A 25335-nucleotide genomic window follows, 5' to 3' on the forward strand; every position below is an offset into this window, starting at 1 on the left:
TTAATTAAAATATCTAAAATTAGATTTTGTAGCAATCGAAAACATTGCTTCATCACCTTTTGTGTCACCAAAAGCTATGATTTTATCATATAAAGACAAATCAATTTCTTTCTCGATTCTATTCTTTTTTTCTTGGTAATTACAATTTGGTGAAGCAAATTTCCCTGTAAAAAAGCCTTGTTCATCATATTTTGCTTTGGTACAAATTAGTCCCATTTCATAATAATCAGCAAAAGGTTGAATCCAAAAATCGACTGAAGCCGAAACGATAAATTTATCATTATAATTACTTAACGATTTAATATATTCATCAGCTTTTGAATAAATTAATTCTTGATGATTTTGTTCAAAATAATTTTGAGCTAATTGATTAATTTCAACATAAGATTTTCCTTTCAAAAATTTAGAAATAAACATTTCTTTTACAAAACCAGCATCAATTATCTTCAATTTTGAAACGATAAATAATGGAATAAATATCAGATAATTAATAAAGTAAACTTTAGGAAAAGAGAATTTTAAAAAATCGAATAAGGTATCTTTACAAGTTAATGTTCCATCAAAATCAAAAAGGTATAAATTGCGATTCATTACATTTTCATTTTTTTGAAAATAAATTCAGGAACATTACGAATTATCATCATAATTCCCCACCACAAAAATGTTACATAAACAATATTTTTCTTTTTGACATAAGCTTTATAAATAATATTAGCCGCTTGATCTGGTTGAGCAGTTAATGGTTTTGGTGTTTCAATATCAGCTGTCATTTGCGTATCCATAAATCCTGGAATAACTGTCATTACATGAACTTTTTTATGGAATAAATAATTTCTCAAACCAGCTAAATAAGCTGTGAAACCAGCTTTTGCAGATCCATAAATAAAATTGCTTTGACGACCACGTTCACCAGCTACAGACGACAATCCAATGATAGTTCCCGAACCTTTTGCTTCGAATTTCTGCGCAAAATGATTAATTAAGACAATTAATTTTGAGTAATTAACTTCTACTATTTGTTTCGTGTTCCAATCATCATATAAACCTTCTTCCGAATTTTTTCCTAAATATCCAGCTGCACAAAACAATAATTCAGAATCGATATGAGAAATTAAAGAATAATCGTTTTCTTTTGTTAAATCGAAATGAACAATCTCGCATTTTTGCTCATATTTTGCATAAAAATGTAGTGCTAATTTCTTTGTTTTTTCGATGTTTGATGTAAATAAATAAACCATCGGAAAACGTTTACCTTCTTTCAAAACCTTTTCTACAAAAGCTATTGCTACATCAGAATTTGATCCTATTACTATCATTTTTGCTTAAATCTATTGATACGTTCGTTTTGCATCGACTCGAATTTTGGAGAATCGATATGTTGTAAATAATCTGTCAAGGCTGGATTGGACATCGCGTCTTTTGTTCGGTAAATATGTCCTCCATAATCCATCACAATTTTATCTAAACTTGCAATTAATTTCTCTAATTTATTGTTTACTTTAAAGTCTAAAGCCAGTGTGTATCCTTTCATTGGAAACGAATTATAAGCTTTTGGATTATTATCACCAAACAATTTCAATACTACTAAAAAAGAACCATTTCCACTAGCAGCAATTGTTTCCAAAATCTTTCGCATTCCTTCTTTTCCCGTCTCCTTTGGAATCACAAATTGATATTGAATAAATCCATTTTTCCCATAAATACGATTCCAATTATGAACAGCATCTAACGGATAAAAAAATGTTTCGTAATCCACATAATTTTTCAAATGCTTTTTACCTTGTTTATTAAAATATAACCAATTGAAAATCTTAATTGATAAAGGATTTAACGCAAAATTTGGAAAGAAAAATGGAATATTTAAGTTTAATTTCTTCTTAATTTTTAAAGGATTCTTTTTGAATTTTTGAGGTAACTCGTCTAAAATCGCATGTTCGCCACGCAACATAATCGATTTTCCTAAGGAAGTACCTTTTTGTAAACAATCTAACCACGCAACATTATATGTCCAAGATTCAGAAGATTCGAACAAATCAAAAATCTCATCTAAATTCTTCGCCTGAATTGCTTCATTTCGAATATATGCTGACTCAATTTTTTTCAACATAAATTTAGCAGAAATAACAATTCCTGTCAATCCCATTCCTCCTATTGTTGCCCAAAATAAATCTGTGTTTTCATTTCTTGAACAATGTAAAATATCTCCATTTTCAATCATTAAATCGAAATGAATTAAATGATCAGAAAAACAACCATCGATGTGATGATTTTTTCCATGAACATCTGATGCAATTGCTCCGCCAACTGTAATAAATTTGGTTCCAGGAGTGACTGAAATGAAATATCCTGCCGGAATTGAAACTTCTAAAATATCTGATAATAAAACTCCAGATTCAACTTCTATAATGCCATGTTCGCGATCAAAATCGATAAATTTATTCCATTTCGATGTTGAAATAATTGTATTTTGTAATGATGCATCTCCATAACAACGACCATTTCCTCTCGCAATAACTTCTTCATTTGAAAGAATTGCTTCCTGAAATTCTAAAATTGTAGTTGGCGATACAACATTCGCTTTTATAGATGGATAAAGTCCCCAATTTGCTACTGGAGATAATTTTTTATTTTCCATGATTAAAATAAATCAATAATACATAACAAATTCCCCACATTATAATTAGAATTTGTAAAAAATGATCTTTAAAAATTAGTTTTGTAGGAGATTCTGTTTTCGAAAAAACAAATGTCTGTTGTAAATAACGTAAAACTGCCGCAAAAACAAAGACAAAAGTATAAATAATATAATGATGAAATTTGGATTGTGTTTCTGGGGAAAGAATAAACATCATGTAACAAATTACAGCGACAGTACAAGTTATAGCTAAGGCAGAATTAAGAAAATTGAGATTATATCCATCCAACGATTTTCTTGTAATTCCTTGTAAATCGGCGTTAATTAATTCACCTCTTCGTTTTCCTAAAGCTAAAATAAGAGCCAAATCAAAAACCAATAAAATCGTCCAATCTGTCACTAAAATTCCGGTCATATAACCACCAACAAAAACTCTTAGTAAGAATCCAAACGCAATAATCATCACATCAAGAATTGCAATTTGTTTTAACTTGAATGAATAAGCCAAATTCATAAAAAAGTAAATTCCAACAAGAATTGCGACATATTTATTTCCAAAAAAATAAATCAAAATTGATGTTACAATGACTAAAATAACAAATAGAATTAAAGCATTTTGCTTCGATATTTTACCACTTGCGAGTGGTCTATTTTTCTTTTCGGGATGTTTTTTATCTTTTTCAATATCAACGTAATCATTGATAATATAAATACTACTCGCGACAAAAGAAAAAATTAAAAAGCCATAAAACGACTCAATAAACAAATCGATATTCAATAAATTTCCCGAAAAAAATATTGGTAAAAAAACAAATAAATTTTTTACCCATTGGTTAACACGTATAAGTTTTAAATAGTTTAGCATTTAATTATTATTTTTCCAATCTCTATAAATCTGATTTGATTTTTCTCTAATTTTTCCTAAATCATCAATATAATAAATAAGTTCCTTTATTTTAGTGTCGTAATTATCGTTCACAAAATTTAATAAATCTGTCCACTCTTCAAAAGATAATTCCACAAAGTTTTCTGTAGCATAACATTCCGAACCTTTAGCATTTAATCTTAGCTGATAATTTAGACGTTTTATTGGTGTATTATACTGGGATTTATATATATCAGCAAAAATAGTTTGTTTAAAATGTAAATCAGATTTATCCATTTGCATATAATTTATTTCAAAATCTATAGGCAAAGGAACCGAAATATGATAAAAAAACAAATTAGGTTTAATTTGTAAACCTGATAAAATATGATGAAATATTGTATTTACTTTTATGTGTTCTTTATGCCAATCAATCGGAAAGGGAATAAATATATTAGAAATACTTTTATTATTTAATAATTCTTTTAAATCTGAGTAATCTTCATAACTGTTAGATACAACCAATTCAAAACCAATTTTATTCTTTAATTCAATCAATTCATTTCTTCTTACAGTTTTATTTGTTTCATTATAATTATTTCCTAAGAATTGAAAATAATAAACGATTGTATTTTTTTTCAATAACAGCTGACTATTACCTATCCATTCGTCATCGGCATGAGGAACCAACACTAAATTTTGGGATTCAGATACATCAAATGGTTTTCTATTTTTATATGATTCGACTTTTTGAAAATGATATTGTAGATACCATTTTAGCAGATATTTATAACGTCGTAATTTATTTTTTAATTGTTTACTAATCATACAAAATTATTATTCAATTAATGAATTCCATTGATTAATAATTAGATCTTTTCTCCACTTTTCAGAATTTTCTCCACTTAATTTATTGAGTAACTCTAAATCCTCTTCATAATCAATTAAGTATTGTAATTTTTCTTTAAAAAGTTGTTTATCATTCATAGGAATTAAAAAACCATTTTTCTCATTCACAATATCAGAAGGTCCATACTTGCAGTTATAAGAAATTAATGCGTTAGCTGTTAAATTCGCTTCAATCAAAACCGTTGGTAAACATTCGGTTTTACTTGTAAAAAGAAAAATTTTACTTTTCGAAAGTTCTTGAAAAATTTCTGAAATAGTTTGACTTCCTAAAAATAGAATTTTATCATTTAAAATCTCAATAGATTTCACTTTGTTTTCTAACTCATTTTTAGATGGTCCATCTCCAATAATCTTAAATTTAAAATCTTTTAAATTGATTTCATTAACTATATCAATCAATTCACCAACATTTTTATCCGCATCTAATCGACCAACATAAATTAACGTATTTTCTTTTTGATCAATCAAACTTTCATCAAAAGATTCAAAAGGTTCTCCTATTAAATTAGGAATCAAGTGAACATTTTTATGAATATTTTTATAATGTTCTAAAGAATTGGAGTTAATACAAACAACACCTTTCAAATTTTTGTAATGTTTTCGTAAAGTATCTTTCCATAATTTTCCTCCTACTTCAAAATTTGCATGTTCCCAAGCAATTGTCTTTCCTCTTACTTTTTTATTCAATGCTAATTGAGCAGATAATTTATACCAACTTGAGATAATTACATCATAATTTTGACCATTCTTGTTCATCCATTTATGTAACATTTCCCATTGACCGAAATCATACACATAATTTTTGATGTTATTTTTATAGGGCAATTTTGGAAAATACTTATTCAAGTTAACATTAATTTTTTGAAATCCCCAATGCGAAAAAGTATCAATTACAATAATCTTAACTCGATGGTCTAATTCAAAAAAGCTACTTTTTTCATTGATCATAATCACAATTGAAACATCATAACCTTTCTCCACTAATTCGTTCGCCAAGGAAACTAATACGCGTGCGACTCCCCCAGCCTTGAAAAGCTTGTAATAAACAAATAGTATTTTTTTTGGTTGGTTGGTCATATTACTACTTCTTTAAAATATTCTTTAAATCTTTACTCAAAACTGTATTGAATTTTTCAACTCCAATTTGATTCAAATGGTTATTGTCAAAAAAATCTGTAGAATCTTTCAATTCAATTAAGTTTTGATAATTTTTATAATTACCTAAATTACTTAAAAAACGATCCACATCTTTATTATTATTAATTGATTTATAAAGCGTTTTTGTAATAGGTGCTTGAACAATATAAACATCAATTCCTTTACTTTTTATAAACTCTATATNNTTTCATCATTAAATATATTTTTTCTAAAATCAGTTTCGACAAATCCTGTTAGCGAAATATAAGTATCTTCTCCTTGATGAATTTCTTCTTTAAATCTTTTATTCAAACCAAAAGTTTGACGAAATCCAGAAAAAATTAAAGTATTATACGCTAATAAATTATGCACTTCATTTGCCATTTCAATTGAATTGATATCAATTTTATTATTACTCAAAATATCCAAAGAAGATTCCACTCCATCAATATTCATTGTTCCTGCATAAGCTTCATAAACGACCAATTTTGGATTAATTTGTTCTAAATATTGATGTAATAAAACTTTTGTATTGATTGGAGTTTGAGCACTTGAACCTAAGTTGAAAGCTGTAATTCCATCTCTTTCTAAAATTCTAGGATCAATTCCTCTATACGCGTGAGAAGAACCTACAATCAAAACATCTACATTTTTAGTCTTCTGTGCATCTTGCATTCGTGTAAATGTATGTCCATAACATCCCATACAACTTCTTACATTTTTAGACATATAGAATGGTAAAGCTGAACTCCAAATTGGCATTATAACAATATAAAATACAATTGCAAATAATGAGAATAGACCTATGTTAATTAAAAATTTCTTCATCTTTTAAAATTGAAAATAAATAAATGGACTTTCTTCTGTTTGTAAAAACAAACCGATTAACATCACAACAAAAGCATAAAAACACCATCTTACCCATCTTGGTTTAGAAATTAAGAACTTCTCTATTCCATAATTATTTCTTCTTCCAATCCATTCAATCACCAATAAAAATGCAACTAAAATTAACGTAGCTAAAGCACTTTTACGTAAAGTTGGAAATGAGAAAAGTGATTGACTAAAAATTCCTCCAATATATTCGAAAGCATGAGTAACTGAATTTGCACGGAAAAATATCCAGGCGAAAACGGTTAAACTAAACGTCAAAATCATATTAAATAATTCTCTAAAATTTGGCAACATCCTATCTTGCGCAATAATTTCTAAATTATTTCGATTTGTTTTCAACAGAATTGATGGCATTATAAATAAAGCATTCAAAAACCCCCAAAAAATAAAAGTCCAATTGGCTCCGTGCCAAAAACCACTTACAATAAAAATGATAAATGTATTGCGAACACGCATCCAATTTCCGCCTTTACTTCCTCCTAACGGAATATACAAATAATCGCGAAACCACGTTGATAACGATATGTGCCAACGTCGCCAGAATTCTGCTATATCACGAGAGAAATATGGATAATTAAAGTTTTTTAATAAATTAATCCCAAACAAACGAGCTACGCCGAGGGCGATATCCGAATATCCAGAAAAATCTCCATATATCTGAAATGTAAAGAAAATAGCTCCTAAAACTAAATTAGATCCAGATTGCGATTCAGGATTCGAAAAAATTTCATTCGCATAAATTGCACAATTATCTGCAATTACCATTTTCTTAAATAAACCCCAAAGTATTTGACGCATTCCGTCCACTGCTTGAGAATAATCAAAAACTCTCTTCTTTTTGATTTGAGGTAAAAGATGAGTTGCTCTTTCTATAGGTCCTGCAACTAACAATGGAAAGAAACTTACGAAAACTGAATAATCTACAACATTTCGTTCTGCTTTTATTCTTCCGTAATAAATATCAATGATATAAGATAAGCCATGAAAAGTATAAAACGAAATTCCCACTGGTAAAATAATATGCAATGTCCAAGGATGAACTTCTAAACCAAAGCCATTTAGCATTTCTGCAAAAGAATCTGCAAAGAAATTGTAATATTTAAAGAATCCTAAAAAACCAAGATTAATTCCAATACTAATTGTTAACCAGATTTTTTTAAGATTTTGAGAAGTTGCTTCTTCTATCTTGATTCCAGAATAATAATCTAAGAAAGTTGAAAAACCTAACAAAAACATGAAACGCCAATCCCAACATCCGTAGAAATAATAACTTGCTACAAGAAGTAAAATATTTTGAAACTTCAGATTCTTTCTCAATAACCAATAAAGAGTAAATACGATTGGTAAAAAAATCGCAAAAGAAATAGAATTAAATAACATACTTTACTTCAATTTTAAATATAAATACGACAACGGATAAAGCAATATCGACAACAATTTGAAGTACTTCAATCCTTTGTTTATTTCTGACAAATTTCGATGGTTGATTATCGAATAAACTTGATATCCAACCAAATTACGAACTAAAGCTTTTGGATATCCAAAAAGTTTTGTTCCATAAGAATTTAGAAAAGAACGATAACCCTCCATCAAACCAAAAGTATTTTTTCCCGTCCAACGTGTATTGGAAACAGAATTAGCATCTTCTTCATCCAAATGATAGTTACGAACAACTTTATTCACAAATCTAGTCTTCACTCCATCAGCATCATAGGTATTAAAAAACACCGATTGTGGAATGTAACCTTTGCTTTTATAAGGTGAATAATCAAAGTTTTTCAACAATTGTTGATAAGTCTTTGTTATAAAAATTCCAAACTTATCTCCACGCACTTTATACTTGTAACGCATATCGAAGATTGACCCATCAAATCCATTATTTGGATATTGATTTCCAACAATTTTTCCATCTGTATATTGCGACAATCCCATTACAGAAATATATTCGTCTTGGTTTTTGATTTTCTCTACCTCATCAAATAATATTTGTAAAGCATTCTCAGGATAAGAATCGTCCGAATCAACAATCATAAAATATTTAGAAGTCACTTTTTTTATTCCTTCAAAAACAGTAATGAGTTTATGTTGATTTTCATTCCAAAAATATTCAATATCAATTAAACCTTCTGATTGAAATTTTTCAACAATTTCTCTAGTATTATCAGTAGAACCATCATCCATAATAATCCATTTAAAATCTTCGAACGACTGATTTTTTAACGAATCATACACACGCGTCAACGTATGCGCGCGATTATATGAAGGCGTGACAATGGTAATTTTAGCCTCGCTCATTTTCTAATTTGATTTGATATTGTTGTTCGAAAACTTCAGAAACTTGACGATAAATCTCTTTTTCATCAAATTTATTGTACGCATTTTGAGTTCCTTCAATAATTTTTTGCACCAAATCATGATTCGTCATAAAAGATTTCATCGATTCGTACATTTCATCTTCATTATATTGAATTAAAATTCCATCTACTCCATCATCAATCATTTCTGCAATACCACCAACATTTGTCGAAATAATTGGTTTACGCATGCACATTACTTCACCTATAACCAATGGATATGACTCAGATTGTGTTGGCAAAATAAAATAATCTGACGCTTTGATATAAGGATAAGGGTTGGTTTGAGAATCTAACAATAAAAAAGAATCTTCAACATTTAGTTGTTTACGTTGATTGATCAAATTTTCCATTTCGTTTCCTCCTCCAATTACCGCAATTTTATGAGCAAAACCATCATCTAATAATCGTTTATGCACCTTCATCAAGGTATGATAACCTTTGCGATGATGTAATCGTCCTATAGACGAAAAAACCGGTAAATCTGTTTCATAAGAATACTCAAAAAGCTCGGCTTTTTTCAAAACCTCATCCACTTTTATCACATTATAAATAATAGTCGATTTTGGATAGGTAACTTGATACAAATCCTCGATTACTTGACGTGTTTGTTTCGAACCAAAAATCATAAAATCAAAACGTTTCATCTTTTCAATTCTACTCAAAACTCTCTGTTGATCTTTATCATAGCCAACATCAGTATGAAACCAGCCTATTTTTCTTGATTTTTTATCAGGAGAATTTAACACCATATCAAATTCCGCATAACCAGGGGAAACTTCGATATCATATTTTTCTGGAACTTTTATTTTGTATAAAATTGACGGAAATTTATCATAAACTTCTAACTTCAATCGTCGCCAAACTAATTGTAATTTCTGTATAAAACCATTAGAACTCATCTGTTCTTTTCCTTTTTCTACAACAATTAATTTTACATCAGTAGGAATTTCTTTAATCAATTCGCCTTGATACAAGTTAAGCATCAAAGTAAAGTCGAATTTATCTTTTGGTAAGTTTCGCAACAAATCTAAAACTACTCTTGGAACTCCACCCATTTCTAATGAACGAAGCCTAAAAAGTACTTTTATTTTTCTAGGTTGATTTGACATTTGGTTAGTTTAATAAACAAAAATACAACATTGAGTTTGAATTGAATAATACAACAATCTAAAAACTCATAAAATAATTCTTAATTTTGCAGAAAAAGTAGAAAATGTTCAAAATTGGAACAAAAGTTAAAGTGATAGATGATAATATTTCGGGAACAATTACCAAATTGAAAGGTGATTTTGTTTACTTTAATGATGAGTTTGGTTTTGAATATGAGTATCATCAAGACGAAATCATCAAAGATATTGAGATTGACTATGAAGAATATCGAGATGAGGAAATCAAAGAATTTTCGAAACCAAAGTTTAAGACTTTTCGCAAATCTCATCGTCATCCGTATTTAACGCGAGAAATTGATTTGCATATCGAAAATCTGGTTGATAATTGGCGTGATTTGGATAATGCGCAAATTATACAAACGCAATTAGATGTTGCTCGAAATGAGGTGGAACGTGCCATGTTCGAAAGTCAAATTCGATTGATTTTAATTCACGGTTACGGAAAAGGAATTCTGAAAAAAGAAATTACCGAATTATTATTTCGTTATACGAATATCGAATTCTATGACGCCTCGTTCAAGGAATATCACGGCGACGCCATAGAAGTTAAATTTATTTAAATATCTTATAATGATGAGAAGCTGAATTAAATTCAGCTTTATGTTAAAATATTTTGATCCAATCCATCAAATCATAGTAATTTTGAGGAACAATTCCGTGTCCACTTCTGTATTCGTGGTATTCAAAATTAATATTCAAGGATTTTAAAAACTCGTCACCCATTCGTCCTAATTCAATTGGTAATACAACATCTTCTGTTCCATGCGAAACAAAGAAATTTAAATTCGAAAAATCTTTCGATTGATCAAAATCTCCAATAATTTTAGCTTCTGGATAACCACTTAAAATAGCCACGTTTTTAATCTTTTCAGGATTATTTAGCGAAATCGCATAACTCAAAATTGCACCTTGACTAAAGCCCATCAATGTTACATTTGCTGCATCTAAATTCTCTTGCTGAACAATTGCATCAATAAATTCAACCAATTTATTACGAGATTCTATTGCTTGCATTTCATCCATCCATTTTTCATTGTTCACAAAATTGATATCATACCACGCATATCCGCCATACACAATATCATGCAACGCACGCACACTTACAATATGCGCATTCTGCGGCAAATCTTGTGCAAACGAAAACAAATCTTCTTCGTTGCTTCCATAACCATGTATCAGCACAAAAAGAGGCGTTTTTTCAGTCGAAACAACAGGTAAACGTTCGATATATTTTATTCCATTCAAATCTTTCATACAAACTTATTTTTAGCGAATTTAATTCTAATTTTTCTAAATAAAATTATTTTCAGTTCAGTTAAAACCCTTCGAAAACACCCAAACCAAATAAAGCAAAATCATATTTCACAGGATCATTTGCATCCATTTCTCGCAATTTTGTATCCAGTTCTTTTAATGCTTTTGCATCATTTTGTTTTCGAGTCAGAATATTTAATTTTCGTGCAACATTTCCCGAATGTACATCCAAAGGACACGAAAGAATAGAAGTTGGTATGGATTTCCAAATTCCTAAATCTACGCCTTGTTTGTCATCACGAATCATCCAACGTAAGTACATATTGATACGCTTTGCAGCTGAATTATTCAGCGGATCTGAAATATGTTTAGTTGTTCGAGTTGGATGCTCTATCTCGAAAAAAGTTTGTTTGAAATTCGAAATTGATGCTTGCATCGAATTTGAAGTTTGATGTTTTGCAAAAACTTGTTCCAACCCTCCATGATTTTGATAAATGTTACGAAGCGATTGCATGAAAAATTTCAAATCTTCACTATTGAATGTTCTGTGAACAAATCCATCCAAATTCTCTAAATGATTTTCAGAGAAATTCATCACAAAATCGTAAGGTGAATTTCCCATTAACTGCATCATTTTATTCGCATTATTGATAATCATTTTACGATTTCCCCACGCAATTGTTGCTGCTAAAAACCCTGCAATTTCAATATCTTCTTTCGCAGAAAATCTATGCGGAATCTGTACTGGATCAGAATCGATAAAGTCTAATGTATTATATTGAAGAACTTTTTCGTCTAAAAAATCCTTTAACTCTTTTTGATTCATTTACATTTCTGTTTGAAAAACTCCATCAGCCATCACCAATTTTCGATCGGTCATGTTTGCTAATTCTTCATTATGCGTCACAATAACAAAAGTTTGCCCAAATTCGTTTCGAAGATTGAAAAATAATTCGTGTAATTCTTCAGCATTTTTAGAATCTAAATTACCAGAAGGTTCATCAGCAAAAACAACTTTTGGTTGATTGATTAGTGCACGAGCAACTGCTACACGTTGTTGTTCTCCTCCAGAAAGTTGATTCGGTTTATGCGTCAAACGCTGCGAAAGTCCTAAATAAGACATTAACTCTTTTGCACGCTTTTCGGCTTCTGCTTTTTTTGTTTTCTTGATAAAAGCTGGAATACAAATATTTTCTATTGCATTAAATTCTGGCAACAATTGATGAAACTGAAAAATGAATCCAATGTTTTCGTTACGAAATTTAGATAAATCGCGATCGTTTAATTTCGTGATATCTTGTCCCGCAATCTGTATAGAAGTATTATATTTCTTTGGTTCAGAACTTTTTTCTAATGTTCCTAAAATTTGAAGCAAAGTTGTTTTTCCTGCTCCAGAAGCACCAACAATAGAAACGATTTCTTTTTCTGCAATCGATAAAGAAACATTTTTTAGCACTTCTAATTCACCAAATTTCTTAACAATATTTTCTGCTTTTATCATGAGGTAAAGATATAAATTAAGTACTAAGTCTTAAATCATAAGTAATAAGTTTTTTTTAATTCAAAATAAAGACATCTAAATTAAACTAGTTTTTAGTGTACTTGGTACGATTTAAAAATTATATAACAATTGTTTTGACTTTTTAAATCATTAATATTCGTATCTTGTAACCTCTAAATAAACAATATTAACCACTTTTTTAGCATAAGCTGATAAAATTAATATGGCAAAATTTAGAATACATCAACAATATTTTTATTTTTGTAATTGAAAAATCAAAAAAAATGAATCTTCACGAATATCAAGGAAAAGAAATTCTTAGTAAATATGGTGTAAAAGTACAACGTGGTATCGTTGCTACTACACCAGAAGAAGCTGTAGAAGCTGCTAAACAATTAACAGAACAAACTGGTACAGGTTGGCATGTCGTAAAAGCACAAGTACACGCAGGTGGTCGTGGAAAAGGTGGTGGAGTAAAGCTTGCTAAAAACTTGGACGAAGTTAAAGAGAAAGCAAACGAAATCATCGGAATGCAGTTAGTAACACCTCAAACTTCGGCTGAAGGTAAAAAAGTTCATCAAGTTTTAATTGCTGAGGATGTTTATTATCCAGGTGAATCTGAAACTGAAGAATACTATGTTTCTGTATTATTAGATCGTGCTACTGGTAAAAACATGATTATGTATTCTACTGAAGGTGGAATGGATATCGAGGAAGTTGCTGAGCACACGCCAGACAAAATCTTTACAGAAGAAATTGATCCAGCTGTAGGAATCCAAGGTTTCCAAGCGCGTAAAGTTGCTTTCAACTTAGGTTTATCAGGAAACGCTTTCAAAGATGGTGTTAAATTTATCACTGCTTTATATAATGCATACGTTGCGATTGACGCTTCTATGTTCGAGATTAACCCAGTTCTTAAAACATCTGACGATCAAATTATCGCTGTAGATGCTAAAGTATCTATCGATGATAACTCATTATTCCGTCATGCAGATATCGCTGCTTTACGTGATACAAGAGAAGAAGATCCAACAGAAGTTGAAGCTGGTGAAGCTGGATTAAACTTCGTAAAATTAGACGGAAACGTAGGATGTATGGTTAACGGAGCTGGTTTGGCAATGGCAACTATGGATATCATCAAATTATCTGGTGGTAATCCTGCAAACTTCTTAGACGTTGGTGGTACTGCTGATGCTGAACGTGTAGAAAAAGGTTTCCGTATTATCTTAAAAGATAAAAACGTAAAAGCTATCTTAATCAACATTTTTGGTGGTATTGTACGTTGTGATCGTGTTGCTCAAGGTATCTTAGATGCTTACAACAATATGGGTGACGAAATTAATGTGCCAATTATTGTTCGTTTACAAGGAACAAATGCAGAAATCGCTAAGAAAATGATTGATGAATCAGGTTTCGCTGTTCACTCTGCTATCACATTAAAAGATGCTGCTGATAAAGTAGAAGAATTAGTAGGTTAAGATTTAACTTATTTACAATATATCAAACCTCTCAAAGGATTTCTTTGAGAGTTTTTTTTGTGATTTATTGTCATTCTAAACTTATTTCAGAATCCCACAAGATTAAATTCAGCTCGACATTTTGTAATTAAATAATTTTACTAATATTGATTATTTTTGAAGCAATTAACATATTCAAAAATGAAATACATATATGCCACTCTACAATTATTAATAATTACTATATCATTCAATTGTAAATCGAGTTCAGTTTTACCAAATGCAAATTCTGAATTTTCTAATCTTAAAATTAATTCACGTTTAATTGATAAAAATGAAGACAAATTAGTTGATTCTTTTGAATTATTTATCAATGATTCTATTCAGACTAAAATCAAAAAATATAATTCAAAAATTGAAGCTACAAATTATTTCAAAAAAAGTAAAGCAGAAGTTAAAATTACATTTTATGAAGAAAATTCTGTTTTGAATTTAATACGAATAAAAGAAGAATCAAATAAATACGATGAAACTGATAAGTATATTGATTATATGATTGAAAATAATAAAATAAAAGATTTTCATTTGTATTATGGGCATCAATTAGGCTTGCCATTAGATTTGAATAAAAATATCTATGAACAATATGGGCTTAATCAATTTTTAACAGAAGATTTTTATAGAAATTTTTCTTTTGAGATTTATAAAAAATTAAATAAATAAAAACCTCCGCTCAATAATTTGAGCGGAGGTTTCTTTTTACGCATATTTAGTAAAGTCTATATATCGTCAAAATCGATATTGGTAAAAGATTCAACTTGCGTTTCTTCTTTACTCACAACTTTATTTTTTGGATCAAAATCTTTCTGATGTCTTTCCGAAATTACCTCTTGTCCTTTTTGTGCAAAAACAAAATCCGTCGTTTCGTCTAACATATCTTTGAAACTTTCAAAATCTTCTTTGTACAAGTAGATTTTATGTTTTTTGTAATACACATTTCCATCGTCCTGCGTATTTTTTTTACTTTCTGTAATCGTCAAGTAATAATCCCCTGCTCTTGTTTCGCGAACATCGAAGAAATAAGTTCTTCTTCCAGCCCTTAATACCTTTGAAAAGACTCCTTCTGCATCCACCTTTTCTTGGTTTTCAAAATCATTCATAAGTCTAAATAGAGTTTAATTGTTAAATGTTTCCTAACAAATCTAAAAAAAATTAAGAAAACAACAACATTTTAAACAATTATTTTCTATTATTTTATTAAATCTCTATAAATAAACTTAATCTAGCAGTTGTTTATTGTACAATTCATAATAATAACCATGCTTATTTAATAATTCGCCGTTGGAACCATTTTCTAAAACATGACCATCTTCTAAAACCAAAATCTGATCAGCGCGCTTTGCAGAAGACACACGATGCGTAATAATGATGGTTGTTTTACCATTAATTTCAGAAGATAAATTATTTAAGATTTGTTCTTCGGTTTCGGTGTCTACAGCTGATAAACTATCATCAAAGATTAATATTTGTGGATCATTTACCAATGCACGAGCTATAGAAACACGTTGTTTTTGACCTCCAGAAAGCGTCACGCCACGTTCTCCAACAACTGTTTCGTAACGTTCTTTAAATCGATCAATATTGTCATGAACAACCGCTTTTTTCGCAAAAATTTCGGCCGTTTGCTCATCTGTATCATCAGAACCAAACAAAATATTATTGGTTAGCGAATCCGAGAAAAGGAAAGCTTCTTGCGGTACATAACCAATTTCTTCTCGAATAGATTCTACATTAATATCATGAATATTTTTACCATCAATCAAAATTTCACCAGAAGTTGGTTCCAACGAACGCGCAACTAACAAAGCAATTGTCGATTTTCCTGAACCTGTTTTTCCAAGAATCGCTAAAGTTTCACCTTTATTAATTTTGAACGAAACATTATCCAACGCTTTAATTCCAGTGTTTTCGTAGATATACGTCACATTTTTAAATTCGATTGTTCCTTCTACTTCGTGATTCACTAATTGTTTTTCTTTTACATCAGTTTCTGCATTCAAAAACTCGTTGATACGAGACATTGATGCTTCTGCACGTTGTACAACCATCGTAATCCAACCTAAGGAAGTAAATGGCCAAATTAACATATTTAGGTAAAGGAAAAATTGAGCAATAGAACCAATATCCATTGTTCCTTCTATATATTTTACTCCTCCCAAATACAAAATCACCAGATTACTCACTCCAACTACAACAACCATCAATGGTCCAAAAGCTGCCTGAATTTGAGCTAAATTAAGCGCACGTTTCTGATATTCGTCTGCTTCTACTTCGTATTTAGATTTTATAAATTCTTCTGAATTGAATGATTTTATCACGCGAATTCCAGCAAAAGTATCTTGTACAGATGACGAAATCGTAGATTGTTGTTCTTGTACTCGCTTACTTTTCTTGTTAATATTTCGTGCAACATTATAGATTAACAATGATAAAATCGGCAAAGGAGCCAATGTATAAAGCGTTAATTGTTGATCAATTTGCAACATAAAATACGCAATAATCACAACTCGCGATACCAAATCAATCGGATACATAATTCCAGGTCCAAGATACATACGCACCAATCCGACATCTTCGGTAATACGATTCATCAAATCGCCCGTTTTGTGTTTTTTGTAAAAGGACAACGATAATTTTTGATATTTATCGTAAATCACATTTTTCAAATCGAACTCAATATAACGCGATGCCACAATAATCATTTGTCGAGTACCAACCGTCAAAACTCCTCCCAAAACTTTAAAAAAGAAAAACGCCAAACTTGCATACATCAAACCATCTTTCAAAAGATCGAGGTTATCTGTTCCTTCTTTCTTAAAATTTCGTAGCAATTCTTCAACTGTATTGATTGCTTCTCTAATATATGTAACGGAATAAACCTGCACCCAATTGGCACAAATCGTAAAAATGAAGCCCAAAAATATTCTCCATTTATACTTCCATAAAAATTTATTTAACTTTTGTAATGATTTCACAAAACAAAATTACATTCTTTTTTTTACCTTTGCATCAATTTATTAGACGTTATATCATTGAAATTATGTTGGGAAGAAGACAACTACGCGAAAAAGTAATGCAGAATATCTATGCTTACAATAGTTTAGGAACTGAAGGCGAAGAAAGAGCGGTCGAGAAAAATATGATGAAAAGTATCGATCAAATCTACGATTTGTACATTTATCTCCTAAATTTGATCAAAGTTCAAAAGGACATTGCAGAGCATAAAATTGAACTTGCAAAATCAAAAAACTTTCCAACCCAAGAAGATTTAAATCCAAATTTAAAATTTGTTCAGAATAAAATATTCAAAATTATTGAACAAAATCTTGAATTAACTCGTTATTCAACTGACAACAAATTTTTACTTTGGGATATTTATGACTCTTATCCAAACAATATCTTTAAAAATTTGACAGAAAGCGAATTGTACAAAACGTACATGAGCAGTGACAAACATTCTTTTGAGGAAGACAAAGAATTTATCTTGAACTTTTTCGTAGAGTTTATTGCTGAGTATGAAGATTTGCACGATTACTTAGAAGGAATTCAAATCACGTGGGCAGACGATGTACATATTGCAAATGCGATGGTGCATACAACGATAAAATCGTTCCGTCAAAACAGTTCTCCGTTGATTTCTTTGTTCAAAGTTTACAAAGATTTAGATGACAAAAAATTTACTGAAGAATTATTCCGTAAAACTATTCGTCACCAAGCAGAAACTAGAAAAATCATTGACGAAAAAGCTCAAAACTGGGAATTAGATCGTATTGCAACAATCGATTTGATTATTTTGGAAATGGCTTTGACAGAATTTTTATATTTCTCAAACATTCCTGCAAAAGTTACAATCAACGAATATGTGGAATTAGCGAAAAGTTATTCGACAGAAAAATCGCGTGTTTTTGTTAACGGAATCTTAGATAAAACATTAAAAGAGTTAAAAGACAATAATAATTTACCAAAATACGGTAGAGGTTTATTATAATCACTATTTTTTCTTAATTTTGACTAAGACAAATAATTATAAAAATGAAAAGTAAATTATTTATATTAGGTGCATTTGCATTATCATTCGCAATCAGCTCTTGTGGAGAGAAAAAAGCTAGCGACAATTTTACAGCAGAAGAAACAGCTCAACAAGCTGAAAATGTTGTAGATCCAGCTACAGCTCCAGTTTTAACATTAGCAGAAGCGAATCACGATTTTGGAGATGTAAAAGCTAACAATAAAGTAGAAACATATATCAAGTTCAAAAACGATGGTAAATCTCCATTAGTTATTCGCGACGCGTCTGCAACTTGTGGTTGTACTGTTCCTGAATTCCCTTCTACTCCAATTGCAGTAGGAGCTACAGATTCTATCAAAGTTGTGTACACAGCTGGAAACATGAACGGAAAGCAACAAAAAACAGTAACTTTAGTAACTAATACAACAAATGGTCATGAGAAATTTGATATTTCTGCAAACGTTGTTGGAGCTACTGCAAATGATCAAAATGCGCAACAAGCATTTGGACAATAAGTATTAAATCGATAAAATATAAAAATGATTCAAACAATCTTTTTACAAGCTGGTGCACAAGGCGGAGGAATGTCTATGCTTTTGATGTTCGGAGGGATGTTCGTAATTATGTACTTTTTCATGATTCGTCCTCAACAAAAGAAAGCGAAACAAGAAAAACAATTTCAAACGGATATCAAACGTGGTGATCAAGTTGTAACAACTTCTGGAATTCACGGGAAAATCAACGAAATTTATGACGACGCTGTTATCATCGAAACTGGAGCTGGAAAAATTAAATTTGAAAAGGCTGCAATTTCTCGCGAATTAACTGCTGCACGTTATTCAAAAACGACTGACAAAGCTGAGAAATCAGAAAAAGCAGTTGAAGAAAAAAACTAAGTTTAAGGTTAACATATATTTAACTGATTGCCGAAGGAATTATTCTTCGGCATTTTTTTAACTTCAAACCATGAAAAACAACCAACCTTTTGTAGCAGGAATTACTGGCGGAATAGGCTCTGGCAAAAGTACAGCAGCAAAATTCTTCGAAGAATTAGGTATTCCGGTATATAATTCTGACACAAGAGCGAAAACAATTCAGAATGAAAACTCTGAAGTAAAAGTTAAAATTATTGCAACTTTTGGTGAAGAAGCGTACAATGAAAATGGTTTGAATAAACCATTTATTTCAAAACAAGTTTTTCAAAATAATGAAAAATTGAAGCTATTAAATTCAATTGTTCATCCAGCAGTTTTCCAAGATTTTGAAGATTGGAAAAAAGCTCAAAAATCGGACATTGTAATGAAAGAAGCTGCCATTTTAATAGAAAGTGGTAGTTACAAAGATTGCGATGTTGTGATAAGTGTAGTGGTCGATATAGAAACGCGAATTGCACGAACTATAGAAAGAGATGGTTTATCACGAGAAGAAATTCTTGCAAGAATAAACAATCAGATTTCGGACGAAGAACGAATCGCTAAATCAGATTTTATTATTGATAATAATGGAGATTTAGCTCACTTGAAAAATGAAGTGGAACAAACGTTTATCAAAATCAAAAAAATGATTTAATCGTCCAAATTTTAACAAAAAGATAGAAATTAGAAAAGATTAAACTATTTTTAATCATTCAATAAAAAATAAATGAAAAAAGGATTTTATAAAATCTTAATCGTTATCATGAGTGTTGCGCTTATAGGATTGATAATTATTCAATTCTATTGGCTAAACTTGACAATTCAGAATGGTACAGACAGTTTTAACAACAATGTGTACCAAGCGATGAATTATACAACTGAGAAAATAAATAAAAATGAATTAGAGCGTTATTATAAGAAATTCAATAATATACAATCTGATTTAAAATCAAATAAAGATAAACCGCAAGTTGTAACCAATCAAGTCATCAAAGATTCGCTTGGTGTAACGTACGCTTATGTAACGCGCTATGTGGTCGAAAAATCGATGTTGCCATCATCTGGAAAATACAATGACAGCTTAACGAAAGCAAATATTTATTCGCAAGAACGCGTTTTCAAAATAGACAAAGATTCTTCTGCAAGAGGAATTCCGAATCTTAATCTGAATTTTGAGCACGCTTTACAAGACGGAACATTTACGTTGGAAAGTGCTGCGCGTTGGGATGCTGGTTCTACGCCAATCGACAAACGTGTGAATTATGCGATGTTAGATTCGATTTTGAAAAATGAATTACGTAACAGAGGAATTCATCAAGCAATGCCAATTTTGGCAGTTTTGAAAAAAGATTCGACAGAAACAAATGTCAAATCAAAAGATTTCGATCGCAATAAAATAGAGTTTATGGTTCCGCTATTTTTGGATAGAAAGGACCATATCGAATATTATCTAGCAGCGAATTTTGTTAACCGAAATTTAGCCATTGTTGCGCCAACAGTTCCAGTTATTTCGTTGACATTTATCTTAACCATGATTATTATTACGGTTTTCTCCTTGTCAATTTATTACATGCAATTGCAACGCAAAAGTTCAGAAATCAAGACAGATTTCATCAATAATATGACGCACGAATTCAAAACGCCTATTGCAACCATTAATATTGCGTCTGATGCATTGCGCAACGAAAAAATATTTACTGATCCCGAAAAGGTGAAATATTATGCCGATTTGATCAAACAAGAAAACAAACGTATGAATGCTCACGTTGAGATGGTCTTACGAATGTCGAAGCTTGATCGCAATCAAATGGATATGAATTTTCAGGAAGTAAATTTGAATGGCATTGTACAAAAAAGTGTTGAGCCGATAAGATTTATTGTAGAAGAAAGAAATGGTACAATATTTGAAGAATACAATGCAGAACAATCATTTGTAAAAGGAGATCCGTTCCATTTAGAGAATATCGTTATTAATGTATTGGATAATGCTCGAAAATACTCTCCAAACACACCGGAGATTAGAGTAAAAACATACAACAAAGACAACAATTTTTTAATTGAAATTTCTGATAAAGGAATGGGTATGTCGCAAAACGTTCTAAAAAAAATATTTGAACAATTTTATAGAGAAGAAACGGGAAATATACACAATGTAAAAGGTCATGGACTTGGGTTGGCTTATGTCAAAAAAATCGTTCAGCTTCACGGCGGACAAGTTTGGGCAGAAAGTTCAGCAGGAAAAGGAAGTACTTTTTTCATTAAAATTCCTCTAAAATCATAGATCAATGAGTGATAAACAACGATTACTTTTAGTAGAAGATGATCCAAGCTTCGGAAGTGTATTAAAGGATTATTTGGTTATAAACGATTTTGACGTAACGCACGCAATCGACGGTGAGGATGGTCTTGCCAAATTTAAAGAAAGTGATTATGATCTATGCATCCTTGATGTAATGATGCCTAAAAAAGATGGTTTTACATTAGGAAAAGAGATCAAAGAACTAAAAAGTGAACAACCAATTATATTTTTAACAGCGAAAAACATGCGCGAGGATGTTTTGAATGGTTACAAAATTGGAGCAGACGATTATGTCTTAAAACCATTTGATTCGGAAGTTTTATTGTACAAAATAAAAGCTGTTTTACAACGTAATTCTGGCGAAGAAGAAAAATTTGAACAAGAAGATTTCAAAATTGGTAAGTTTACGTTCAATGCAAAATTGAGACAATTAATTTACGATGGTAAATCTCAAAAACTTTCGCCAAAAGAAAACGAATTATTACGTTTATTGGCAGTTTACAAAAATGATTTAATGCCTCGTGAGATTGCCTTAACACGTATTTGGCACGATGATAATTACTTTACATCACGTTCTATGGACGTATATATTGCGAAATTACGTAAGTATTTGAAGAAAGATCCAGCAGTAGAAATCGTGAATATTCACGGTGAAGGATTCCGACTTTTAATTCAGGAATAAGATTAATCTTTATAGAAAAAAACCTCAACTACGTTGAGGTTTTTTTATGGTATTATATTTTTAATTATCGACTTCTGCTCCTAAATTTCTGTATTGTTGGCGAAAATTTTCAGCCCATTTAAACCATTCATCATATTGTGCATCAGGATGATTTTCTTTATCTAAAAAAAATTTGATATAATCATCAGAAAAATCTTTTGGATAATTTTGCATGGCGTCAAACTCTTTATTTAACCAAGCTTCGTTTAGAATTGAGTTTACTTTATCTATTGATAAATTAATATTATAATCATGGTATTGTCCAGATGCAGATGACTTAAAAGTGGTCTTCATTTTTTCATCTTTTGTTCGAGTGACCAGGTTTCTATTTTTCTTATTTTTTCCAAACCATACTGCAGCATTTTTCAGTTGAATTTTTTCATCCAAGTGATTAATAGAGTCTTTCCACATGTACAACCAATAATCTTTTTTATAAACTCCCATTAGAATAGAGTTCAAAATCCAATATTTTCTTCTTGTATGATTATCAACTAAACCTAATTTATAAAGAATCGTAAAAAATTTGAATTTATTGAACATAAATAAGTTCATAATAAATTGATTAGAAGTAAATGTTTTTAAGGGGTAAGTTGTTTCTAATTCATTAGAAAGAGATAAAACTTCAGAATAATTATCATCTGAGTAGATACCTAAAATTCCAAGTTTTGTTAGATGAATATTATGTAATTTCATATAACCAACTAACTCATCACAATTAATTTCTTTGGTAAACCAAACATCATCTTCTGTAATCAAAAAATAGTCTGATGCATTTTCTACAGCCTTTCTCCATGATTCAGTAGGAATATTGAATCCGTCGTTTATCAAATTATTTCCGATGTTAAACGATTTTTTCTCGTAATTTTCTGTTTTAAAAATTTCTACTTCGTATAAAGAGGATATTTTATCTAAATACTTCTGAGGAGTACCATCATCAACAATGATTACTTTATAGTTTCCTAGGACATTCTCTTTAATTGATTGTAAACAGCGATGCAAATAGTATGGACGATTATATGACTTTATAATTATATCCATTAATTTTTCAATTTATAAATAATCGCTTGAAATGTTGAAACTGGACTTCTAAAAAAACATTCAGCCAATGGAATTAAAAAAGCAGGATTTTTTTCATTTAATAAATAATTAAACTTTTTATACATCACTTCTGATCTAGATTTCCCTAAGATTTCCTTTCTTTTTTGTCCATAAATTTTTCGACGATCCAACGCTCTCTCTTTTATGATATGATGATCGCGGTAAGTGATATAACTTTTTTTAAATCCTTGAGAAATTCCAGTCGGAGAGATACGATAAAAATAAAGTGGTTGCTCTACGAAATCTACTTCACCTACTTCCTCTACTTTATAATACCAATCTTGATCTAAAGCATTTCTCATCGTTCTGTCAATGTTACCATTTTCGATAAACTTCAATCTATTAAACACAAAAAAATGAGTCATTGCAGACTTTCCATATTCTAAATAAGTAATTCCATTTGGAATTTTAGTACTTGTTTTACAAACTTCTACAGGATTAAGATCTTTATCACAAATCCAATGTTGAGAATATAAACCAGCTAAATTTGGTTTTTCTTGTAAACGAGATAACATTACTTCTAATGCTTCTGGCACCAACGCATCATCAGGATCAATAATACCTACATAATCTGCTTTTGCAAGATTAATTGCATCATAAATAGCTTGTCCATAACCACCATTCTGTTTCTGTTGATAGAATGATATACGTTCATCTTTCGGAACATATTCTTTAATAATTTCTACAGATTCATCCGTTGAACAGTCATCTAAAATTAACAACTCAAAATTTTCGAATGTTTGAGCTAATACACTTTCTATTCCTTTTCTCAAATAATGTGCATTATTGTAATTACACATTAATAAGGTAATCGCAGGTTTATTTTCGGACATGATTTAGTTTTTATTAGGAATATTCTTCATTTTGACCAAGGCAGAACCAAAAACTTGATGCATATCGTAATATTTATACTCAGCAAGTCGACCTCCAAAAATTACATTTGATAATTCTTTACTTAATGTTTTATACTCTGAGAAAATAGCATCATTTTCTTTATTATTGATAGGATAATAAGGCTCTTTGTCCAAGTTCCAATCATCAGAATATTCTTTGGTGATATAGGTGTTTGGTTGAGTACCGTACTCAAAGTGCTTATGTTCAATAATACGTGTATACTTTTCGTCGTGAGAAGTATAATTCACAACTGCTACTCCTTGATAATTTTCTTGATCAAGTATTTCATTTTCAAAACGTAAACTTCTATAATTCAATTGTCCAAATTTATAATCAAAAAAGGCATCAATTGGACCTGTATAGATTATATTTTCAGCAATATTATTCCAATCTTCTCTATTTTGAAAATAATCAGTTTCTAACCGAACTTCTACTCCTTCTAATAATTTTTCAAAAATTTGAGTATAGCCACCAATCGGAATTCCTTGGTATTTATCGTTAAAATAATTGTTATCGTATGTAAAACGAACTGGTAAACGTTTTATAATAAAAGCTGGTAAATTAGTAGCTTCTGTTCCCCATTGTTTCTCTGTATACTCTTTAATTAATTTATTATAAATATCAAACCCAACTAAAGAAATTGCTTGTTCTTCTAAATTTGATGGATTTTCAACTCCAAATTCGTTCGCTTGTTGAGCAATAATTGCTCTTGCTTCATCAGGAGTTTTTACATTCCATAGTTGATGGAACGTATTCATATTAAACGGTAGATTGTAGATTTCTCCTTTATAATTTGCTATTGGCGAATTTGTATATCGATTAAATTCTGCAAATTGATTCACATAATCCCAAATCGATTTATCATTTGTATGAAAAATATGTGCGCCATATTTATGGACATTAATTCCTTCTATATTTTCTGTAAAACAATTCCCAGCAATGTGACTTCTTTTCTCTATTACAAGACATTTATAGCCCTTCTTTGTTAATTCATAAGCCGAAACAGCTCCAAAAATTCCTGCTCCGATAATAAGATAATCATATTGATTATTCATAGAATTTAGTTTGATTTGATTTACAAATCTACAAATTTTACATCTATTAACTACTTTATTACAAGAATACTAAATTGTAAAAAAACATTCATCTCTTTTTATTAAAT

The 25335-nt window shown here is 30.1% G+C and carries 27 protein-coding genes; 9 read left to right on the forward strand and 18 right to left on the reverse strand.

Annotation, left to right across the window (positions count from 1 at the left end):
- From B4H69_RS03630 to B4H69_RS03675, 10 genes are all read right to left on the reverse strand, one after another.
- Complete coding sequence (locus B4H69_RS03630; protein ID WP_180905876.1) at positions 1 to 591, reverse strand: HAD-IB family hydrolase; 591 nt, start codon at positions 589 to 591, stop codon at positions 1 to 3.
- Positions 591 to 1316, reverse strand: coding sequence for an SDR family NAD(P)-dependent oxidoreductase (locus tag B4H69_RS03635; RefSeq protein ID WP_180905875.1), 726 nt, complete (start codon positions 1314 to 1316; stop codon positions 591 to 593). The genes B4H69_RS03630 and B4H69_RS03635 overlap by 1 nt, the downstream gene beginning before the upstream one ends.
- The gene (locus B4H69_RS03640; RefSeq protein ID WP_180905874.1) at positions 1313 to 2635 is read right to left on the reverse strand and encodes an FAD-binding oxidoreductase; all 1323 of its coding nucleotides are present in this window, start codon (positions 2633 to 2635) and stop codon (positions 1313 to 1315) included. The genes B4H69_RS03635 and B4H69_RS03640 overlap by 4 nt, the downstream gene beginning before the upstream one ends.
- The gene (locus B4H69_RS03645; protein ID WP_180905873.1) at positions 2625 to 3500 is read right to left on the reverse strand and encodes a UbiA prenyltransferase family protein; all 876 of its coding nucleotides are present in this window, start codon (positions 3498 to 3500) and stop codon (positions 2625 to 2627) included. Before B4H69_RS03645 ends, B4H69_RS03640 begins: the two co-directional genes overlap by 11 nt.
- Positions 3501 to 4328: a hypothetical protein gene (locus B4H69_RS03650; RefSeq protein WP_180905872.1), complete on the reverse strand. Its 828-nt coding sequence runs from the start codon at positions 4326 to 4328 to the stop codon at positions 3501 to 3503.
- Positions 4329 to 4337: 9 nt separating this feature from the next.
- Complete coding sequence (locus B4H69_RS03655; RefSeq protein WP_180905871.1) at positions 4338 to 5486, reverse strand: glycosyltransferase; 1149 nt, start codon at positions 5484 to 5486, stop codon at positions 4338 to 4340.
- Positions 5487 to 5490: 4 nt separating this feature from the next.
- Positions 5491 to 5655 (reverse strand): hypothetical protein, encoded by a 165-nt coding sequence (locus tag B4H69_RS03660; RefSeq protein WP_291092752.1) that lies wholly within the window; start codon positions 5653 to 5655, stop codon positions 5491 to 5493.
- 722 nt (positions 5656 to 6377) lie between these two features.
- Entirely contained in the window at positions 6378 to 7820 is a 1443-nt protein-coding gene (locus tag B4H69_RS03665) for an MBOAT family O-acyltransferase (protein WP_180905869.1), read from the reverse strand.
- 3 nt (positions 7821 to 7823) lie between these two features.
- Positions 7824 to 8735, reverse strand: coding sequence for a glycosyltransferase family A protein (locus B4H69_RS03670; RefSeq protein WP_180905868.1), 912 nt, complete (start codon positions 8733 to 8735; stop codon positions 7824 to 7826).
- Entirely contained in the window at positions 8722 to 9906 is a 1185-nt protein-coding gene (locus B4H69_RS03675) for a glycosyltransferase (protein WP_180905867.1), read from the reverse strand. Before B4H69_RS03675 ends, B4H69_RS03670 begins: the two co-directional genes overlap by 14 nt.
- A 104-nt stretch (positions 9907 to 10010) precedes the next feature.
- Between B4H69_RS03675 and B4H69_RS03680 the strand changes: the two genes are divergently transcribed.
- Positions 10011 to 10526, forward strand: coding sequence for a Smr/MutS family protein (locus B4H69_RS03680; RefSeq protein ID WP_114998950.1), 516 nt, complete (start codon positions 10011 to 10013; stop codon positions 10524 to 10526).
- Between the two features lie 43 nt (positions 10527 to 10569).
- On the opposite strand, the gene B4H69_RS03685 is transcribed toward B4H69_RS03680, so the two are convergent.
- From B4H69_RS03685 to B4H69_RS03695, 3 genes are all read right to left on the reverse strand, one after another.
- Positions 10570 to 11220, reverse strand: a complete 651-nt coding sequence (locus tag B4H69_RS03685) for an alpha/beta hydrolase (RefSeq protein WP_180905866.1) — start codon at positions 11218 to 11220, stop codon at positions 10570 to 10572.
- 61 nt (positions 11221 to 11281) lie between these two features.
- Positions 11282 to 12046, reverse strand: a complete 765-nt coding sequence (locus B4H69_RS03690) for a TIGR02757 family protein (protein WP_180905865.1) — start codon at positions 12044 to 12046, stop codon at positions 11282 to 11284.
- Complete coding sequence (locus B4H69_RS03695; protein ID WP_180905864.1) at positions 12047 to 12721, reverse strand: ABC transporter ATP-binding protein; 675 nt, start codon at positions 12719 to 12721, stop codon at positions 12047 to 12049.
- A gap of 284 nt (positions 12722 to 13005) precedes the next feature.
- Between B4H69_RS03695 and sucC the strand changes: the two genes are divergently transcribed.
- On the forward strand, positions 13006 to 14199 hold the full coding sequence (sucC, locus tag B4H69_RS03700) for an ADP-forming succinate--CoA ligase subunit beta (protein ID WP_180905863.1): 1194 nt from the start codon (positions 13006 to 13008) through the stop codon (positions 14197 to 14199).
- 180 nt (positions 14200 to 14379) lie between these two features.
- Positions 14380 to 14901, forward strand: coding sequence for a hypothetical protein (locus tag B4H69_RS03705; protein ID WP_286474944.1), 522 nt, complete (start codon positions 14380 to 14382; stop codon positions 14899 to 14901).
- A gap of 56 nt (positions 14902 to 14957) precedes the next feature.
- Here the strand turns inward: B4H69_RS03705 and B4H69_RS03710 are convergent, their stop codons facing one another.
- Complete coding sequence (locus B4H69_RS03710; RefSeq protein ID WP_114998930.1) at positions 14958 to 15338, reverse strand: PUR family DNA/RNA-binding protein; 381 nt, start codon at positions 15336 to 15338, stop codon at positions 14958 to 14960.
- 117 nt (positions 15339 to 15455) lie between these two features.
- A complete protein-coding gene (locus B4H69_RS03715) occupies positions 15456 to 17213 on the reverse strand; it encodes an ABC transporter ATP-binding protein (protein WP_180905861.1) in 1758 nt (585 codons plus the stop codon).
- Here B4H69_RS03715 and nusB point away from each other — a divergent pair.
- From nusB to B4H69_RS03745, 6 genes are all read left to right on the forward strand, one after another.
- The gene (gene nusB / locus B4H69_RS03720) at positions 17204 to 18226 is read left to right on the forward strand and encodes a transcription antitermination factor NusB (RefSeq protein ID WP_260442839.1); all 1023 of its coding nucleotides are present in this window, start codon (positions 17204 to 17206) and stop codon (positions 18224 to 18226) included. The two genes, B4H69_RS03715 and nusB, sit on opposite strands and share 10 nt — an antisense overlap.
- A 44-nt stretch (positions 18227 to 18270) precedes the next feature.
- Positions 18271 to 18762, forward strand: coding sequence for a DUF1573 domain-containing protein (locus tag B4H69_RS03725; RefSeq protein WP_114998927.1), 492 nt, complete (start codon positions 18271 to 18273; stop codon positions 18760 to 18762).
- A gap of 24 nt (positions 18763 to 18786) precedes the next feature.
- A complete protein-coding gene (yajC, locus tag B4H69_RS03730; RefSeq protein ID WP_125350678.1) occupies positions 18787 to 19143 on the forward strand; it encodes a preprotein translocase subunit YajC in 357 nt (118 codons plus the stop codon).
- A gap of 70 nt (positions 19144 to 19213) precedes the next feature.
- Positions 19214 to 19816 carry a dephospho-CoA kinase gene (gene coaE / locus B4H69_RS03735; RefSeq protein WP_180905859.1) on the forward strand — a complete coding sequence of 201 codons (603 nt, stop codon included), beginning with the start codon at positions 19214 to 19216 and terminating at the stop codon, positions 19814 to 19816.
- Positions 19817 to 19888: 72 nt separating this feature from the next.
- Positions 19889 to 21442: a sensor histidine kinase gene (locus B4H69_RS03740; protein ID WP_038331121.1), complete on the forward strand. Its 1554-nt coding sequence runs from the start codon at positions 19889 to 19891 to the stop codon at positions 21440 to 21442.
- A 4-nt stretch (positions 21443 to 21446) separates the two neighbouring features.
- The gene (locus B4H69_RS03745) at positions 21447 to 22142 is read left to right on the forward strand and encodes a response regulator transcription factor (RefSeq protein WP_019974263.1); all 696 of its coding nucleotides are present in this window, start codon (positions 21447 to 21449) and stop codon (positions 22140 to 22142) included.
- A 60-nt stretch (positions 22143 to 22202) separates the two neighbouring features.
- On the opposite strand, the gene B4H69_RS03750 is transcribed toward B4H69_RS03745, so the two are convergent.
- Genes B4H69_RS03750 through glf form a run of 3 tightly spaced genes read right to left on the reverse strand, consistent with a single transcriptional unit; the run spans position 22203 to position 25228 of the window.
- Positions 22203 to 23219, reverse strand: a complete 1017-nt coding sequence (locus B4H69_RS03750) for a glycosyltransferase family 2 protein (protein ID WP_180905858.1) — start codon at positions 23217 to 23219, stop codon at positions 22203 to 22205.
- Positions 23219 to 24112, reverse strand: coding sequence for a glycosyltransferase family 2 protein (locus tag B4H69_RS03755; RefSeq protein ID WP_180905857.1), 894 nt, complete (start codon positions 24110 to 24112; stop codon positions 23219 to 23221). The genes B4H69_RS03750 and B4H69_RS03755 overlap by 1 nt, the downstream gene beginning before the upstream one ends.
- Before the next feature lie 3 nt (positions 24113 to 24115).
- On the reverse strand, positions 24116 to 25228 hold the full coding sequence (glf, locus tag B4H69_RS03760) for a UDP-galactopyranose mutase (protein ID WP_180905856.1): 1113 nt from the start codon (positions 25226 to 25228) through the stop codon (positions 24116 to 24118).
- Positions 25229 to 25335: the final 107 nt, after the last annotated feature.

Origin of the sequence: Empedobacter sp. UBA6745 (assembly GCF_002453775.1) — a bacterium.
Lineage (GTDB): Bacteria > Bacteroidota > Bacteroidia > Flavobacteriales > Weeksellaceae > Empedobacter > Empedobacter falsenii_C.